Origin of the sequence: Nitrobacter winogradskyi Nb-255, from assembly GCF_000012725.1 — a bacterium.
In the GTDB taxonomy this organism is placed as follows: Bacteria; Pseudomonadota; Alphaproteobacteria; order Rhizobiales; family Xanthobacteraceae; genus Nitrobacter; species Nitrobacter winogradskyi.
The window spans coordinates 1,832,869-1,849,141 of sequence record NC_007406.1; the positions used below are offsets into that span (position 1 = coordinate 1,832,869).

The 16,273-nt window shown below is 61.3% G+C and carries 16 protein-coding genes; 8 read left to right on the forward strand and 8 right to left on the reverse strand.

Annotation, left to right across the window (positions count from 1 at the left end):
• Window positions 1-155: 155 nt before the first annotated feature.
• The 3 genes from NWI_RS08760 (at window position 156) to rsmA (ending at window position 3,070) form a co-directional block, all read left to right on the forward strand.
• The gene (locus tag NWI_RS08760; RefSeq protein WP_011314940.1) at window positions 156-1,100 is read left to right on the forward strand and encodes a SurA N-terminal domain-containing protein; all 945 of its coding nucleotides are present in this window, start codon (window positions 156-158) and stop codon (window positions 1,098-1,100) included.
• Between the two features lie 102 nt (window positions 1,101-1,202).
• Window positions 1,203-2,210: a 4-hydroxythreonine-4-phosphate dehydrogenase PdxA gene (gene pdxA / locus NWI_RS08765; protein ID WP_011314941.1), complete on the forward strand. Its 1,008-nt coding sequence runs from the start codon at window positions 1,203-1,205 to the stop codon at window positions 2,208-2,210.
• Entirely contained in the window at window positions 2,207-3,070 is an 864-nt protein-coding gene (rsmA, locus tag NWI_RS08770) for a 16S rRNA (adenine(1518)-N(6)/adenine(1519)-N(6))-dimethyltransferase RsmA (protein ID WP_011314942.1), read from the forward strand. The genes pdxA and rsmA overlap by 4 nt, the downstream gene beginning before the upstream one ends.
• Here rsmA and gmk read toward each other — a convergent pair.
• The 6 genes from gmk to fabG form a co-directional block, all read right to left on the reverse strand.
• The gene (gmk, locus tag NWI_RS08775; RefSeq protein ID WP_011314943.1) at window positions 3,067-3,726 is read right to left on the reverse strand and encodes a guanylate kinase; all 660 of its coding nucleotides are present in this window, start codon (window positions 3,724-3,726) and stop codon (window positions 3,067-3,069) included. The genes rsmA and gmk overlap by 4 nt on opposite strands.
• A gap of 3 nt (window positions 3,727-3,729) precedes the next feature.
• On the reverse strand, window positions 3,730-4,617 hold the full coding sequence (locus NWI_RS08780; RefSeq protein WP_011314944.1) for a YicC/YloC family endoribonuclease: 888 nt from the start codon (window positions 4,615-4,617) through the stop codon (window positions 3,730-3,732).
• A 436-nt stretch (window positions 4,618-5,053) separates the two neighbouring features.
• The gene (mltG, locus tag NWI_RS08785) at window positions 5,054-6,277 is read right to left on the reverse strand and encodes an endolytic transglycosylase MltG (RefSeq protein ID WP_011314945.1); all 1,224 of its coding nucleotides are present in this window, start codon (window positions 6,275-6,277) and stop codon (window positions 5,054-5,056) included.
• A 125-nt stretch (window positions 6,278-6,402) separates the two neighbouring features.
• Window positions 6,403-7,668 carry a beta-ketoacyl-ACP synthase II gene (fabF, locus tag NWI_RS08790; protein ID WP_011314946.1) on the reverse strand — a complete coding sequence of 422 codons (1,266 nt, stop codon included), beginning with the start codon at window positions 7,666-7,668 and terminating at the stop codon, window positions 6,403-6,405.
• 94 nt (window positions 7,669-7,762) lie between these two features.
• Complete coding sequence (locus NWI_RS08795; protein ID WP_002716125.1) at window positions 7,763-8,002, reverse strand: acyl carrier protein; 240 nt, start codon at window positions 8,000-8,002, stop codon at window positions 7,763-7,765.
• Window positions 8,003-8,276: 274 nt separating this feature from the next.
• On the reverse strand, window positions 8,277-9,014 hold the full coding sequence (gene fabG / locus NWI_RS08800) for a 3-oxoacyl-[acyl-carrier-protein] reductase (RefSeq protein WP_011314947.1): 738 nt from the start codon (window positions 9,012-9,014) through the stop codon (window positions 8,277-8,279).
• A 418-nt stretch (window positions 9,015-9,432) separates the two neighbouring features.
• Here fabG and NWI_RS08805 point away from each other — a divergent pair, with 418 nt between their 5' ends.
• Complete coding sequence (locus NWI_RS08805) at window positions 9,433-9,645, forward strand: hypothetical protein (RefSeq protein WP_187147958.1); 213 nt, start codon at window positions 9,433-9,435, stop codon at window positions 9,643-9,645.
• A 57-nt stretch (window positions 9,646-9,702) separates the two neighbouring features.
• Here the strand turns inward: NWI_RS08805 and fabD are convergent, their stop codons facing one another.
• On the reverse strand, window positions 9,703-10,656 hold the full coding sequence (gene fabD, locus NWI_RS08810) for an ACP S-malonyltransferase (RefSeq protein ID WP_011314949.1): 954 nt from the start codon (window positions 10,654-10,656) through the stop codon (window positions 9,703-9,705).
• A gap of 375 nt (window positions 10,657-11,031) precedes the next feature.
• On the opposite strand from fabD, the gene rpsF reads away from it, so the two are divergent.
• The 4 genes from rpsF to rplI all read left to right on the forward strand — a co-directional run bounded on the left by rpsF (window position 11,032) and on the right by rplI (window position 13,487).
• Complete coding sequence (gene rpsF, locus NWI_RS08815) at window positions 11,032-11,451, forward strand: 30S ribosomal protein S6 (protein ID WP_011314950.1); 420 nt, start codon at window positions 11,032-11,034, stop codon at window positions 11,449-11,451.
• Between the two features lie 5 nt (window positions 11,452-11,456).
• Window positions 11,457-11,696 (forward strand): 30S ribosomal protein S18, encoded by a 240-nt coding sequence (gene rpsR / locus NWI_RS08820; RefSeq protein WP_011314951.1) that lies wholly within the window; start codon window positions 11,457-11,459, stop codon window positions 11,694-11,696.
• Window positions 11,697-11,829: 133 nt separating this feature from the next.
• Window positions 11,830-12,840 carry a DUF2232 domain-containing protein gene (locus tag NWI_RS08825; protein ID WP_011314952.1) on the forward strand — a complete coding sequence of 337 codons (1,011 nt, stop codon included), beginning with the start codon at window positions 11,830-11,832 and terminating at the stop codon, window positions 12,838-12,840.
• A 38-nt stretch (window positions 12,841-12,878) separates the two neighbouring features.
• Window positions 12,879-13,487, forward strand: coding sequence for a 50S ribosomal protein L9 (rplI, locus tag NWI_RS08830; RefSeq protein WP_011314953.1), 609 nt, complete (start codon window positions 12,879-12,881; stop codon window positions 13,485-13,487).
• 372 nt (window positions 13,488-13,859) lie between these two features.
• Here rplI and clpA read toward each other — a convergent pair whose 3' ends face one another.
• Entirely contained in the window at window positions 13,860-16,265 is a 2,406-nt protein-coding gene (clpA, locus tag NWI_RS08835) for an ATP-dependent Clp protease ATP-binding subunit ClpA (protein ID WP_011314954.1), read from the reverse strand.
• Between the last annotated feature and the right edge of the window lie 8 nt (window positions 16,266-16,273).

Sequence of the window (16,273 nt, forward strand, 5' to 3'; positions counted from 1 at the left end):
CTAGCCTTTTGATTGACGCGTTTTCTTTACGCGAACCGGATTCCACTTCGCTCGAAAACGCTATAGGTTTCAAGTGGAGGTGCTTTTTGCAGCAAGACCGGGCTGCCTGATTTGACACAGCCTCCGTCGACAAAAGATCTGCTAGCGCGACTGACATGAAAATGACCCTGCTCTACCGGCCATCCAGCCTCCTTGCCGTATTCGCATTTCTTACGTTCGTCAGCATGAACTCGCCGCTGCATGCGCAGTCGATCGCGGTCATGGTCAACGGTGAGCCGATCACCACTTTGGATATCGAACAGCGCAGCCGCCTGATCAAGATATCCACTCACAAATCTCCGTCCCGGCAGGAGGTGATCGACGAGCTGATCGATGAGAAGGTGAAGGTCAAGGAGGCCAAGAAGTACGGTGTGAATCCGACCTCGACGGACATTGATCGTGCCTACGCCAATATGGGCGCGCGGATGGGGATGTCGCCCGAACAGCTGACGAAATCGCTCGGCTCCCAGGGGATTCGCCCGGATACGATTAAGTCGCGCCTGAAAGCCGATCTTGTCTGGGGAAGCCTCGTGCGCGGCCGCTTCAAGGAAAGTCTTCTCGTGAGTGATCGGGACGTCAATGAAGCGCTGAAGAACAGCGGCGAGGATCAATCGAAGATTGAGGGGGTCGAGTACCAGATGCGCCCTGTCGTTCTGATCGTTCCGCGCGGTGCGACGGCTTCCATGGTGGAAGCGCGGCGCAACGAGGCCAATGCTTTGCGCGAGCGCGTGCAATCCTGTGCGGAGATCATTCGCACCGTCAAGGTGATGCGGAATGCCACCCTCCGCGAGACGATCACCAAAACGTCCACCGACCTGCCGCCTCCGCTTCGTGATCTGCTGGACAAGACGGCGGTGGGACATCTGACGCCGCCGGAAATGACCCGGCAGGGCGTCGAAATGGTGGCGGTATGCGGAAAGAAGGTGACAAGCGTGGACACCCCGAAGAAAAAGGAAATCCGGGAGAAAATGTTCGCCGACAAATATGAGAAGCGATCCAAATCTTACCTGGAACGTATTCGAAAATCGGCGATGATCGAATATCGTGAGAGCCGCCCCTGAGAACGGCGTGCAAATGACGTTCTCGCGTCCCGCAGAAGTCTAAGGCGGCGGATGTCTTGAACGGCGGCACTGTCCGATCAAAAGCCGCGCCGGAGTCACCGCTTGGTAAAGCCAATAGCACTGACACTGGGTGAGCCGGCCGGCATCGGACCGGACATCGCGATCGCGGCCTGGCTGCGCCGCGAGAGCGATTCCGTTCCGCCCTTCTACCTTCTTGGCGATCGCGCCTTCATCGCGGCACGGGCAAAGCTGCTCGGACATGAAATTCCTCTGGTGGATGTCGGCCAGGGAGACGTGTCCAGGATATTTTCTGAAGCGCTTCCGATTGCCGCCACGGGCCATACGGCAACCGCGCAGCCCGGCGATCCCGACGACAACAGCGCCCCCGCGGCGATCGGATCAATCCGTCAGGCGGTCAGCGACGTTGTGGCGGGCCACGCGGGAGCGGTGGTCACCAATCCGATCGCCAAGAGCGTGCTCTACCGGGCGGGATTCGCCCATCCCGGTCACACCGAATTTCTCGCAGAACTGGCGGCGGCGAACGCCAATCCTCCCCAACCGGTGATGCTGCTGTGGTCGTCAGATCTCGCGGTGGTGCCGGTCACCATCCACCTGCCGTTGCGCGATGCGATCTCAATTCTGTCGAGCCGCATGATCGTGGACACCGTCCGCATTGTCGTGGCGGACTTGCGCGCTCGGTTTGGGATTCGCAATCCCCGCATCGCGGTATCCGGATTGAATCCCCATGCGGGAGAAGACGGCTCGCTTGGAACCGAGGATCAGACGATCGTGGCCCCCGCCATCGCAACCCTGCGCGCTGAGGCGATCGACGTCAAAGGTCCGCTTCCGGCCGACACCATGTTCCATGAGGCCGCGCGCCGGACCTACGACTGCGCGATCTGCATGTATCACGATCAGGCGCTGATTCCGGTCAAGACACTGGCGTTCGATCGGGCGGTCAATGTCACGCTGGGACTGCCGTTCATCCGTACATCGCCTGATCATGGCACCGCGTTCGACATAGCCGGCACGGGGCGCGCCAGTCCATCGAGTCTGATCGCCGCGCTGCGGCTCGCCGCGCGGATGGCAGGTCCGACGCCTTCGTCATGAGCATGATCGATGACCTTCCGCCGCTGCGCGACGTCATCAAGCGTCACGCTTTGTCGGCGCGAAAATCGTTGGGACAGAATTTTCTGCTCGATCTGAATCTCACATCCAGGATCGCGCGCGCCGCCGGTCCGCTTCAGGATGCGACAGTCGTCGAGATCGGTCCCGGCCCCGGCGGATTGACACGAGCGTTGCTTGCGGTCGGCGCGAAGCATGTTATCGCCATTGAGCGTGACGAACGCGCGCTCGGCGCGCTGGAAGAAATCTCGGATCGCTATCCCGGCCGTCTCACGATCATCAACGCAGATGCGACGGACTTCGATCCGCGGCCCCTGCTCGGCACGACGCGCGCAAAGATCGTCGCCAACCTGCCTTACAACATCGCCACCGCGCTTTTGATCCGATGGCTCAGCATCGAGCCTTGGCCACCCTGGTACGATGTCATGGTGCTGATGTTTCAGCGCGAGGTGGCCGAGCGGATCGTTGCCCGTGAAAACGAAGACGCCTATGGCCGTCTCGGCGTTCTGTCGAACTGGCGGGCCGAGACCAAAATCCTCTTCGACATCTCGCCCGCCGCCTTCGTTCCGCAACCCCAGGTCACGTCTTCCGTGGTGCGGCTGATACCGCGCTACAACCCCGAGCCCTGCGACCGCCGCAGCCTGGAGCAAGTCGCTGCCGCCGCGTTCGGGCATCGCCGGAAAATGCTGCGGCAGAGTCTCAAATCGTTACCCGCCGACCCGGCGTCGCTCGCGGCCGCGGCCGGCATCGATCCCACGCGGCGCGCGGAGACGGTTTCGATATCCGGCTTTGCGGCCATGGCGCGTGAGTTGGCGAGCATCGTTGGAAGCGGCAAAAGACTCTAAGTTTCGAGTTGCCGCTGTAGTTCTCGTACGAAAGCGGTCAATCCGGTCCGGCGTTCGCGCTTGAGCCGCTCAGCCTTCAGGATAGACTGCACCTCGGCGAACGCTTCATCGATATCCCGGTTGATGACGATGTAATCGTATTCGGCCCAGTGGCTCACTTCATGGGCGGCGCGGGCCATTCGTTCACGGATGACATCATCCGAATCCTGGGCGCGGGTATGCAGACGCCGCTCCAGATCCGCGGCGGACGGCGGCAGAATAAAGACGCTGACCACGTCGTCTCGCGCCTTCTCCCGTAGCTGCTGCGTGCCTTGCCAGTCGATATCGAACAGGACATCGCGGCCGGATGACAGCGCCGCATCCACCGGCGCGCGCGGCGTGCCGTAATGATTGTCGAACACATGAGCCCATTCTAGCAGATCGTTCCGCTCGACCATGGCCGCAAAGGTTTTCTCGTCGACGAACGCGTAGTCACGACCATCGACCTCGCCGGGCCGCATCGGTCGGGTGGTCGCGGATACCGACAGGCTCAAGCCTTCGACGCGCTCGATCAGCAGCCGCGACAGCGTGGTCTTGCCGGCGCCGGAAGGCGACGATAGCACGAACATCAGGCCGCGCCGCTCGACTCCATCGAAACCCCGATCGTGAGCAGTCATCGATCACTCCAGATTCTGGACCTGTTCGCGAAACTGTTCGACGACGTTCTTCAGTTCGAGTCCGACATTGGTCAGTTCGAGATCGTTCGACTTCGAGCAGCAGGTGTTCACTTCCCGGTTGAATTCCTGCGCAAGGAAATCAAGCTTCCGTCCGATCGGTCCGCCATTGCCGATCAATTCGCGCGTCTGCGAGACATGCGAGGCAATGCGATCCAATTCCTCGCGGATGTCCGCCTTCGCGGCGATCAGGAGCGCTTCCTGATGGAGTCGATCCTGATCGAAGCGGTCCGACGTGTCGAGTAGCGCGGCGATCTGCTCGGACAGCCGCGCCATTACCGCGCCCGGTCGGCGGCCGGGAGCCGCATCCGCCCTGCTCGCGAGACGTTCGATCTCATCTATCCGCTGCATCAATATACGGCCTAGCTCAGCGCCTTCACGCTCGCGCATATCCGCCAGGCTGCGTAGCGCCTGCTCGAAAGAGTCAGCGGCGGCGAGCTTCACCGCCTGCTCCTCGGCTTCGTCGGGCTCCGGCTCAACGACCTCCAGAACGCCCTTTATCGATAAAAGACCGTCGATGCTCGGCGCGAGCGCGTCGATCTTGTTGCGCAGCTCCTGAGCGGTGTTCAGGAGAGATGCCAGAACGCTCTCATTGATGCGAACGACGGGAGCGGCGTTGCTTCGCTTCACCGTCAGATTGGCATAGACCGTACCGCGTGACAGCACCTGCGTTGCGCGCTTTCGTATCGTTACGTCTATATCATCCCAGCCGGAAGGTAACCGCGTCCGAAGGTCGAACCCCTTGGCGTTTACTGACTTCAACTCCCATTCGAACGCATACGGCCCGCTTGCGCCGTGGCTTCTTGCAAAGCCGGTCATGCTCGACAACGCCATCGCGCGGTTTTTCTCCAAATGCGGGATTCGTCCAAACAGATCGTTACGATGGTGAAGAACGTGTGTGGTTGTGAAATCTATGGATAGAGATTATCGCTTCTGATCAGGTTATAGCGTTTTCGAGCGAAGTGGATACCGGTTCGCGCGAAGAAAACGCGTCAAAACGACGATCCAAAGCTTCTTCTGATCCAATCGGAAACGAAGCTTTAGAATCGAAGCTCAGCCTCTTTGATTAACGCGTTTTCGCGCGAGTGCCACTCCTATGGAAACCATAGCATCATCCCGATCCGGCTGATCGCACTAACCGAAAGTGGGGACGGTTACGGAGGCCGGCCGCGCCCGATCAAAGGATGAGTCAGAATTCCAGGCGGGAAACCTGCCGCGACCTGATTCGATTCCGGCCGGTGAACCAATGTGCAATAGGTTTTGCGACGTCCTATCGGTCCGGCCGGGTTCGGGTCCGCGGAGCGGGTTTGGGGGCAGGCTTCGAGGAAGGTTCGTCCCGTGTCGCGCCGCTCTCCGTTGCGGTTGGCGCGGCCGCAGGCGGCGGGTCATCTATCGGCTCAACCGCATCGTTCTGAATCTGCTTCTCCATGGCCCGCAACCGGGCGACGTTCTTCTGATGCTGTTCGTAGGTCTCGGTGAAGCTGTGACCCCCGCTTCCATCGGCGACAAAGAACAGGTCGCGCGTTCGCGCCGGATTTGCCGCCGCTTCAAGCGAAGCCCGGCCTGGATTCGCGATCGGTCCGGGCGGCAATCCGTCGATCACGTAGGTGTTGTAGGGAGACGCATGCATGATTTCGCTGCGCTTGATCGGCCGTCCCAGCGTTCCCTTGCCTCCGACCAGGCCATAAATGATCGTCGGGTCGGACTGCAGCTTCATTCTCTGTTTCAGGCGGTTGACGAACACCGCCGCGACGCGGCTGCGTTCATCCGCCTTACCGGTTTCCTTTTCAATGATAGAGGCCAGTGTAACGAGCTGCTCAGGTGTTTTGACGGGTACATCCGAGGCACGGCGCTCCCAGATTTCCGCGAGCACGCGCTTCTGCGTCTGCTGCATGCGCTGAATCACCTGGTCCCTGCTGGTGCCTCGCGGGAACTTGTATGTCTCGGGCAGCAACGTACCCTCGCGTGGAATCTCGCGAAGCGTGCCTGAGAAAATCTCGTTCTCGGATATCCGTGCCGCGATCTGTTCGGAGGTCAGGCCCTCGGGAATCGTCATGGGATGCTGGACCACCTTGCCATCGACAATGGTGCCGATGACTTCACGCAGACTGGCGTTCTTCTGGAATGCATACTCTCCGGGCTTCAGATCAGCGCGCGCCTTCAGTGCGAATACGCCTCCGATGAACGCCCAACGATTGCTGTCGATCACACCTTCGCGCTGGAGAATGTCGGCGATGTCGTTCATTCCGGCGCGGGACGGAATGTTGACGATCTTTTCTTCCTGCAGCGGTCCCGGCGCTTCGATCTTCTGCTTGCCATAGACAAGAACGCCGCCGACTCCAAGCATCCCGATCAACAGAACGGTAATGATCGCGTTGCCTGCAACCACCAGCGGGCTTCGCACGCGCGCGGAACGTTTCGGTGGCGGCGGTACCTGTTCGGGTTCAAGCGCGGCGCGTGGACTGCGTGGAGAAATGGGCGGCCTTTCAGTCATCGATGCAACCTGAATCCTGTCGGTTCAATCGGCCGGCGAATTTCCTGCCCCGGCCAACAGCATGCGCCCTTCTTTAGGATTTATCATCGAATGCGGCGAAACGGTGGATTTGCTTCCATCGCACATTAATTAGCGATGCGCCGCATGATAATCGACGCGTTGGTGCCGCCGAACCCGAACGAATTCGACAACGCGACATTGATTTCCCGTTGACGCGCCTTGTGCGGGATAAGATCGATCGCTGTTTCCACCGAAGGACTATCGAGATTGATCGTTGGCGGCGCGACGTTGTCGCGAATCGCAAGGATGCTGAAGATAGCTTCCACGGCGCCCGCCGCACCCAGCAGATGGCCGATGGAAGATTTCGTCGAGGACATCGCTGTCCTTGATGCGGCGTTGCCCAGCAGACGCTCCACGGCCTTCAGTTCGATTTCATCGCCGACCGGCGTCGATGTCCCGTGGGCGTTGATATAGTCGATATCCGATGGCGACACGCCGGCGCGCTTCATGGCTGCGGTCATGCTTCGGAAAGCACCGTCGCCATCCGGGGACGGCGACGTGATGTGGTAGCCGTCTCCCGACAGGCCGTATCCGGTGATCTCGGCATAGATTCGCGCGCCACGCCGACGCGCATGTTCGTACTCCTCCAGCACGACGATGCCCGCGCCTTCTCCCATTACGAAGCCGTCGCGATTGCTGTCGTAAGGACGCGATGCCTTGTGCGGCGTGTCGTTGAAGCTGGTGGAGAGCGTTCGCGCGGCGCAGAAGCCCGCCATGCCGATGCGGCAGATTGGCGATTCCGCGCCTCCGGCCACCATGACGTCCGCGTCGCCGAGCGCGATGAGGCGGCTTGCATCGCCGATCGCATGCGCGCCTGTCGAGCAGGCTGTCACAACAGCATGGTTCGGTCCCTTCAGTCCGTGTTCGATCGACACGTATCCTGAAGCGAGATTGATCAGGCGTCCCGGAATGAAGAATGGCGACACCTTGCGGGCCCCCCTCTCCTTCATGAGGACCGCGGTATCGGCGATGCCCGACAGGCCGCCTATGCCGGAACCGATCAGGGTGCCGGTCGCGCAACGATCCTCCTCGGTTGAAGGATGCCAGTCCGCGTCATCGAGCGCCTGCCTGGCGGCGCTCATCGCGAAGATGATGAAGTCGTCGACCCTTCGCTGGTCCTTCGGCTCCATCCACTGATCGGGATTGAACGTTCCGTCAGCACCGTCGCCGCGGGGGACGATGCAGGCGATTCGGCACGGCATGTCGGTTACGTCGAACGTCTCGATCCGCTTCGCGCCGCTCTTGCCATCGAGAACACGTTTCCAGGTCGTCTCGACCCCGCAGCCAAGCGGCGACACCATGCCAAGTCCGGTGACGACAACGCGCCTCATCTGGAAAACTCCAGCTTCCTTACGGGTCATAAGGAAAAGCCGGTGGGCCGTTCGAAAACGACCCGTCCGGCTTCATCATGACCGCGAGAGGGTGTCAGCTTTTCGCGTTCTTCTCGAGAAACTTGGTCGCATCCCCGACGGTCAGGATCGTCTCCGCCGCGTCGTCGGGAATCTCGCAGCCGAATTCTTCCTCGAAGGCCATCACGAGCTCGACCGTGTCGAGGCTGTCCGCGCCTAGATCGTCAATGAAGCTGGCACTGTCGACGACCTTCTCCGGCTCCACGCCAAGGTGTTCGACCACGATCTTCTTAACCCGCTCGCCAATCTCGCTCATTATCAAACCTCGCGCTTGTTCAATTGGACCCGACCGCAAAACGAGCCATCGTGGATCATTAAACCGGCTAATTCCTGTTGCTATTTGCAGTCGTGTAGGATCTCGGTCTTTTCCGCCTTGTGCAGGTGCGGACCGCAAACGACGCAGCCGCCGCACCGCCAATATACAGGGTTTCAATTTCCTGCAATGGCGTTCTTTGCCCACCCGTTCGTGGTCCGGTTATCACACATCGAAAGCCTTGACCACTAGCCCCGGCAGATGAGCCAAAAGCACCTCAAATCATTGCCATTCCGCCGTTGACATGGATCGTCTGTCCGGTCACGTAGGCCGCTTCGTTCGAACTCAGATAGACCGCCGCCGCGGCGATATCTTCCGGAGTTCCGAGGCGGGCCGCCGGGACCTTCGTCAGAATCGTCTCTCGCTGCTTTTCGTTCAGCGCGTCGGTCATCGCCGTTGCGATGAATCCGGGTGCAATGCAGTTGGCCGTCACCCCGCGCTTTGCATATTCCGCGCCCAGGGTTTTGATCATGCCGATCAGTCCGGCCTTTGATGCGGTGTAGTTTCCCTGCCCCGGATTTCCGGTAACGCCGACCACCGAGGTGATGGCGATGATGCGGCCGAAGCGTTTACGCATCATCAGTTTTGTCGCCGCGCGCGCAAGGCGGAATGTCGCGGTCAGATTGATCCTGATCACGTCGTCCCAATCCTCGTCACGCAGTTGCACAAACAGGTTGTCCCGCGTGACGCCGGCATTGGCGACGAGAATATCGACCTTCCCCATCGCCTTCTCGGCATCCGGCACCAGTGCCTCGACCGCCGCCGTATCCGACAGGTTACAGGGCAGCACATGAACGCGCTCGCCAAGCGTATCCGCCAGTGTCTCCAGCACTTCCCGGCGCGTACCGGAAATCGCGACCGTCGCCCCCTGCGCGTGTAGCGCCTTCGCAATGGCGCCGCCGATGCCGCCGGTCGCGCCTGTCACAAGCGCGGTCCTATCGGTCAAGTCGAACATATCGCCCCCGTTGGAACATCCTAGATCACGATGGTTTTGGATCGAATCGATCCAAAACCATAAACGTGATCGTTTCCATTATTTTAGAGCGGGATGCGGGCGGAAAACCGCTACACACTTTTCCTCATCCCGCTCTAGGCCAAAACGAAAATCACCACCCACGTCCGGTTTGCCGCAAGGAAACGCCGCTCGTCAATAACCCTGCCTCATTTTCCGGCCGCGGCGGTCGCCTCCCCGCAGGATTAAAGAGCGCACCCGCGGGAGCCGGCGTGGTGTAGATTCATCGTCAATTCAGTCCGCAAGCTCCTACCACCCTTAACCACATCCGGCCGGTCTGCTTCCATCGCTTGCATGGAAGGTAATCGCGATGTGTGCCCTTGAAGATCTTTTCCTGATTCTCTGCCTCCTGAGTGTCTTCTTGCTTGCTTTGTATGGCGTGCGCGGGTGGTTGCTGCTCATCAACAAGGAGGCGGAGAGCGCTTGTCCGCGATGCGGCATGGCCATGACGATGGACAAATCCGTTGCGGTCGCAAGACTGGTCCGCCGCTGCCCGCATTGCGAGACGGAAGCCGACCCGCTCCAGGCGTCGGCGAGCGGCTGGATCAAAAGCTCGCTGAAGCCGCCCGAGTGATTGCATCGAATCGAATGGTGCATTGCAAGGTCGCGCGGCCTTGAGCCGCTCTCGATCTCAGCGCGCTGCGAGGATCGCATCCCTGGCGGCGGCGATGTCGCCGGGACCGCCGACCGCGACGCCGGCCGCGTCCTTCACGATGCGCTTTAAGAGGCCGGTGAGCACCTTGCCCGCGCCGACCTCCAGAAAATGCGTGACACCCTGGGCGGCCATATAGGCCACGCTTTCGCGCCAGCGCACCGTGCCGGTGACCTGCTTCACCAGAAGTTTCCGGATCGCGTCGGGATCGCTGACCGGAGCGGCGATGACATTCGCGACCACCGGCGCTACCGGCTTGTTGATCGTGACCCTGGCGAGAGCTTCCGCCATGGTATCCGCCGCCGGTTGCATCAGCCTGCAATGAAACGGCGCCGATACAGCCAGCAGCATCGCGCGCCTTGCGCCTTTAGCCTTCGCGATCTCGACGGCCCGATCGACCGCGGCTTTGTCGCCGGACACGACAATCTGTCCGCCGCCATTGTCATTCGCGGCCTCGCAGACCTGACCCTGCGCGGCTTCGTCGGCGACGGCGACGGCGACCTCATAATCAAGACCCAACAGCGCCGCCATCGCGCCGTCGCCGACCGGAACAGCCTTTTGCATTGCGAGACCGCGCGTTCGCAGCAGCCGCGCCGTATCCGCGATGCTCAGGCTTCCAGCGGCCGCGAGCGCGGAATATTCTCCCAGCGAATGTCCGGCCACGAAGGCGGCGTCCCGCGCCACGGATAATCCCGCCTCGGCTTCGAGCACGCGGAGAGCGGCGATGGAAACGGCCATCAAGGCCGGCTGGGTATTCTCGGTCAACTGCAGGGTTTCAGCCGGCCCGTCCCAGATGATGGCTGTCAGCTTTTCCCCGAGGGCGGCATCCACTTCGGCAAAAACGGCCTTGGCAACCGGAAAGGCGTCGGCCAGCGCCTTGCCCATGCCGACTGTCTGGGAGCCTTGCCCCGGAAAGGTGAATGCCGCTGTCATGCGCTCGCCCCTTGAAACCCCGGCCGGAGAGACACCGCGAGCCGGATGATGTCAAGGCATTGGATGCGCAAGGCTCTTCACAGGGCTTTCGTTCGCGCAGCGCCCGTCCGCACCTGATTGTTCGGGCCGCAAAAGCCCTCCGGCGGCTTGTCCCTTGCAAGCGGCCCGAAAATCCGTATAACCCGCGCCATCCGCAGATCCCGGCCGGGAGCTGAACGGACGGTCTCAGCAATTTCACCTGTCAGGCGATATTGATGCGGCAGGGCTCATCAGCCCGTCGTCCCGTGCTTCCGCCTTCTGAGCTTATCCCGAGTCCTTTCCAAGGTCTCGAAGGGCTTGCCGCCGGGGTCCGCGCCAACTGAGGAAAGGACACCCATGCCTCTCTATGAGCATGTTTTTCTCGCGCGCCAGGACGCGAGTTCCCAGCAGGTCGAGGAATTGACCACCCAGATCACCGGCGTGATCACGGGACTGGGGGGCAAGGTCACCAAGACCGAGAACTGGGGCGTACGTTCGCTCACCTATCGCATGAAAAAGAACCGCAAGGCGCATTTCGTGCTGCTCAACATCGATGGACCCGCCACCATCGTCAATGAGATCGAGCGTCAGGAACGCATTCATGAAGACGTCATCCGCTATCTCACCGTGCGAGTGGACGAACATGAGGACGGTCCGTCCGCGATGATGCGCAAAGCCGATCGCGACCGTGAGCGCGACGATCGCGGTGGTGGTTTCCGCGGTGACCGCGGCCCGCGCAGACCGCGCGAGGAACCCGCCGCAGTGGTTGAGGAGTAAGAATCATGGCTGATGCCGGTGCACGCCGTCCCTTTTTCCGCCGCCGCAAGACCTGCCCGTTCACGGGCGCGAATGCGCCGAAGATCGACTACAAGGATTCCAAGCTGCTGATGCGTTACGTCTCCGAGCGCGGCAAGATCGTGCCGAGCCGCATCACTGCCGTCTCCGCGAAGAAGCAGCGCGAACTCGCCCGCGCGGTCAAGCGTGCGCGCTTCCTCGGCCTGCTTCCCTACGTTATCCGGTAACTCCGGGACTGGCGGCGGTGTTCGCGCTGCCGCCGGTCATCTTTCATAAATCATAAGGCTTTCGGATCATCCGTCGGCCGATGGTTGGGGCTCGAATGAGACCCCTAACCGCTCGAAGGGAGCGGGACAGCTGATGACTATGAACCTTCCCGTTGCAATCGCGGCCGGTTGTGCGTCCGCGCTGATGTTCGCCTCGATCATTTCAGGCGCGCTGATCTCGGTGCTGTTGTTCTATCTGGCGCCTCTGCCGTTGATGGTCGCGGCAATGGGATGGGGGCCCGCCTGCGCCGCGATCGGCGGCGCTTTCGCCGCCGTCAGCCTTGGCGCCCTGTTCGGTGCGTCCTATTCCGCCGCTTTCGTGCTGACAGTGGCGCTGCCGGCATGGTGGCTTGGGCATCTGGTGTTGCTCGGCCGCCCGGCCGGCATGGATGCGCCGCCGCAACGAGCCGAGCAGGCAACCAGCCAGGGGACCGATGCAGCGCTGGCCGCTCCGCCTCCGGTCGACTGGTATCCGCTCGGACGCGTCCTGGTCTGGATCGCCGGCTTCGCCGCGCTGACCACGACCGCCGCACTTCTCACGCTCGGTTCCGACGCATCGGCGATTACGGATGCCTTGCGGCGTGGTCTGGTTCGCATCGCCAAGGTACAGGATGGAGCGTCCGGCGACCGCGCCTCGGAGGTCGTCGATGCGTTCGTGGCCATCGCCCCCGCCGCTGCCGCGACCATCGCGATGGCGACACTCACGCTCAATATGTGGCTTGCGGCCAAGGTCACGGCCGCCTCCGGCCGGCTGCGGCGTCCCTGGCCCGACGTGAGAACAACGACACTCCCGCCGATGGCGCTGGTTGCGACGATGATCGCGCTGGCGCTGAGCTTCGTCGGCGGACTGCCCGCGATGCTGGCCCAGATCATTACCGCGTGCCTGATGATGACGTATGCGCTGGCGGGTTTCGCCGTGCTGCACACGATCACGCTGACGATGCGGAACCGCGGGCTATGGCTCGGCTCGGTCTATGCCATCGTGCTGATGTTCGTATGGCCCGTCATCACGGTCGTCGGTATCGGCATCGCAGACGCGGTTTTCGGGTTTCGCCAACGTTACCTGCAACGTCACACGCCTCCGCCGCTCACACCGAAATCTTGAACTCAATATAGTTGCTCAACCGAACAAGAGGATCGAACATGGAAATCATTCTGCTGGAACGCGTGGCCAAGCTCGGGCAGATGGGCGAGGTCGTGAAGGTCAAGGACGGTTTCGCCCGCAACTTCCTTCTCCGCCGCGGCAAGGCCCTGCGCGCGACCGCCGAGAACCGGGCGAAATACGACGGCATGAAGGCCGAGCTTGAAGCCAACAACATCAAGGCCAAGGGCGAAGCCGCCACGGTGGCCGAGAAGATCAACGGGCGCGACATCGTCGTCATCCGCCAGGCTTCCGAAACCGGTCAGCTATTCGGTTCGGTCACGGTTCGCGACATCGTTGCGGCATTGGCCGCCGACGGCATTATCGTCAGCCGCCCCCAGGTCTGGCTCGATGCGCCGATCAAGACGATTGGTCAGCAGAAGCTGACGGTCGCGGTTCATCCGGAAGTCGAGGCCGAAATCACGGTCACGGTCGCCCGCAGCGTCGACGAGGCCGAGCGCATCCAGCGCGGCGAGGACATCAGCACCCGCCGGGAGGATCGTGACGCCGCCGCGGAAGCGATCGCCGCCGCCGGTGAATTCTTCGATCCGGACGCTCAACACGACGACGAGCCGGCTGCCGAGGACGACCAAAACGCCGAGGAGAAGTAAGGGCTCGGGATGAAGCACTTTGCGATTCGAACCGCTGTTGCTTTCGAGCCAGCCGCTGTGGGGCGGTTTTAGAGTGTTTTCAAGCGAAGTGGATACCGGTTCGCGTGAAGAAAACGCGTCAAAACAACAATATAGAGCCGCGAAAAGGCTCTAGGCTGAACCGTTTGTTGAATATATGATCCGGAGCAATCCTGATCCGAGATCATCGTGATCTGGAGCGCCGGGGTACCGCGCACGACAAAACGGCCGGCACATTACGTGCCGGCCGTTTTGTTTATTCACCGGAGAGCTTGTTAGCGCGTTTTCTTCATGCGATCGGCGTCCATCCTCGGGTCAAGCCCGAGGACATGGTTCGCTCGAAAACGCGATAGCTCACACCTTTAGCGGCTCCTCCGACGTAAGCCCTCCGCCGCCCGGCTTGGGCTTGCGCGGTGGCGTACGCTTGCGAGCGCCCGGAAGATTCTCGGGCTTCGGCGTGACCGGCCCTTCGATAAACTCGAAGCCGATCTTCTCGAGATCGACGCCCGCGACCGCCTCATCCTTGACTAGAACGACGCGAACGTGGCCGCCACCCTTGAGCTTACCGAATAGCACCTCGTCTGCGAGCGGCTTCTTGATGTGCTCCTGGATCACCCGCGCCATCGGCCGGGCCCCCATTTGCTCATCGTAGCCGTGCTGGACCAGCCAGGCCTTGGCCGTATCAGAAAGCTCAATCGTCACATAACGATCCGCAAGCTGAGCCTCGAGCTGCAACACGAACTTCTCGACCACCATGCCGATGACATCCGTATTGAGGTGACCGAACGACACGACGGCATCAAGTCGGTTACGGAACTCAGGCGAAAACTGGCGATTGATCGCCTCGCGATCGTCCCCTTCCCGCTTGTTGCGCGTGAAGCCGAACGCAGCCTTAGCCATGTCCGAGGCGCCCGCATTGGTTGTCATGATCAGGATCACGTTACGGAAGTTGACCTGCTTGCCGTGGTGATCGGTGAGCCGGCCGTGATCCATGATCTGCAACAGCACATTATATACATCCGGGTGCGCCTTCTCGATCTCATCGAGCAGCACCACAGAATGCGGATGCTGATCGACGCCGTCAGTCAGCAGGCCGCCCTGATCAAAGCCGACATAGCCCGGAGGCGCACCGATCAGCCGTGAAACGGTGTGCCGTTCCATGTATTCGGACATGTCGAAGCGCAGCAGTTCGACGCCGAGCGCCTCCGCAAGCTGTTTGGCGACCTCCGTCTTGCCGACGCCGGTCGGGCCGGAGAACAGGTAGGAACCGATCGGCTTCTCCGGTTCGCGCAAGCCGGCGCGCGCCAGCTTGATCGACGCCGTAAGAGCCTCGATCGCACGATCCTGTCCGAACACGACGCGCTTGAGAGTCTGCTCAAGGTGCTTGAGAACCTCAGCATCGTCCTTCGACATGCTCTTGGGCGGGATCCGGGCCATGGCCGCGATCGTGGTCTCGATTTCCTTGATCCCTATCGTTTTCTTCCGCTTGTTCTCGGTCACCAGCATCTGGGCCGCGCCGGATTCGTCGATCACGTCGATCGCCTTATCGGGCAACTTGCGGTCGTGAATATACCGGGACGACAACTGCACGGCCGCCTCGATCGCGTCGTTGGTGTACTTCAGCTTGTGGTAGTCCTCGAAATACGGCTTGAGGCCCTTGAGGATGGCGATGGCATCCTCGACCGACGGCTCATTGACGTCGATCTTCTGGAACCGGCGCACCAGCGCGCGATCCTTCTCGAAGTGCTGCCGGTATTCCTTGTAGGTGGTCGAACCCATGCAGCGGATCGTTCCCGACGCCAATGCGGGCTTGAGCAGATTCGAAGCATCCATCGCGCCGCCGGAGGTCGCTCCCGCGCCGATCACCGTGTGGATCTCGTCGATGAAGAGAACCGCGTTCGGGTGGGCTTCGAGTTCCTTGAGCACCTGCTTCAACCGCTCCTCGAAGTCGCCGCGATAGCGTGTGCCCGCCAGCAGCGTTCCCATGTCGAGCGAGAATATGGTCGCGGCCGCCAGCACCTCGGGAACTTCACTGTCGACGATGCGCTTCGCCAATCCTTCCGCGATCGCGGTCTTTCCGACGCCGGCGTCGCCGACAAAGAGCGGGTTGTTCTTTTGCCTGCGGCACAGCACCTGGATCGCGCGGTTGATCTCGGTATTTCTTCCGACCACCGGATCGATCTTGCCGTCCCGCGCCTTCTTGTTCAGGTTGACGCAATAGGTCTCGAGCGCGTCGCCCTTCTTCTTGGCGTCGTCGCCGCTCTTGGTTTCGGTCTCTTCGTCGACGCCGCGCACCGGCCTCGCTTCGGAAACGCCGGGGCGTTTGGCGATGCCATGACTGATGTAATTCACCGCGTCGTAGCGCGTCATGTCCTGCTCCTGCAGGAAGTAGGCGGCATGGCTCTCGCGCTCCGCGAAAATCGCGATCAGCACGTTGGCGCCAGTCACCTCCTCGCGGCCGGACGACTGCACATGAATCACAGCCCGCTGGATCACGCGCTGGAAACCGGCTGTCGGTTTGGCGTCGTCAGCGGCTTCCGCCGTGACCAGATTCTCGAATTCGGTCTCGAGATAATTCACGAGGCTGCCGCGCAGCTTGTCGAGATCGACGCTGCAAGCCCGCATGACCGCTGCCGCGTCCGAATCGTCGACCAGCGACAGCAAGAGGTGTTCGAGCGTGGCGTATTGGTGATGACGCTCGTTGGCGATCGCGAGCGCCCGATGCAGGGATTGTTCCAGGCTTTGAGAAAAAGTTGGCATTGCGCGTC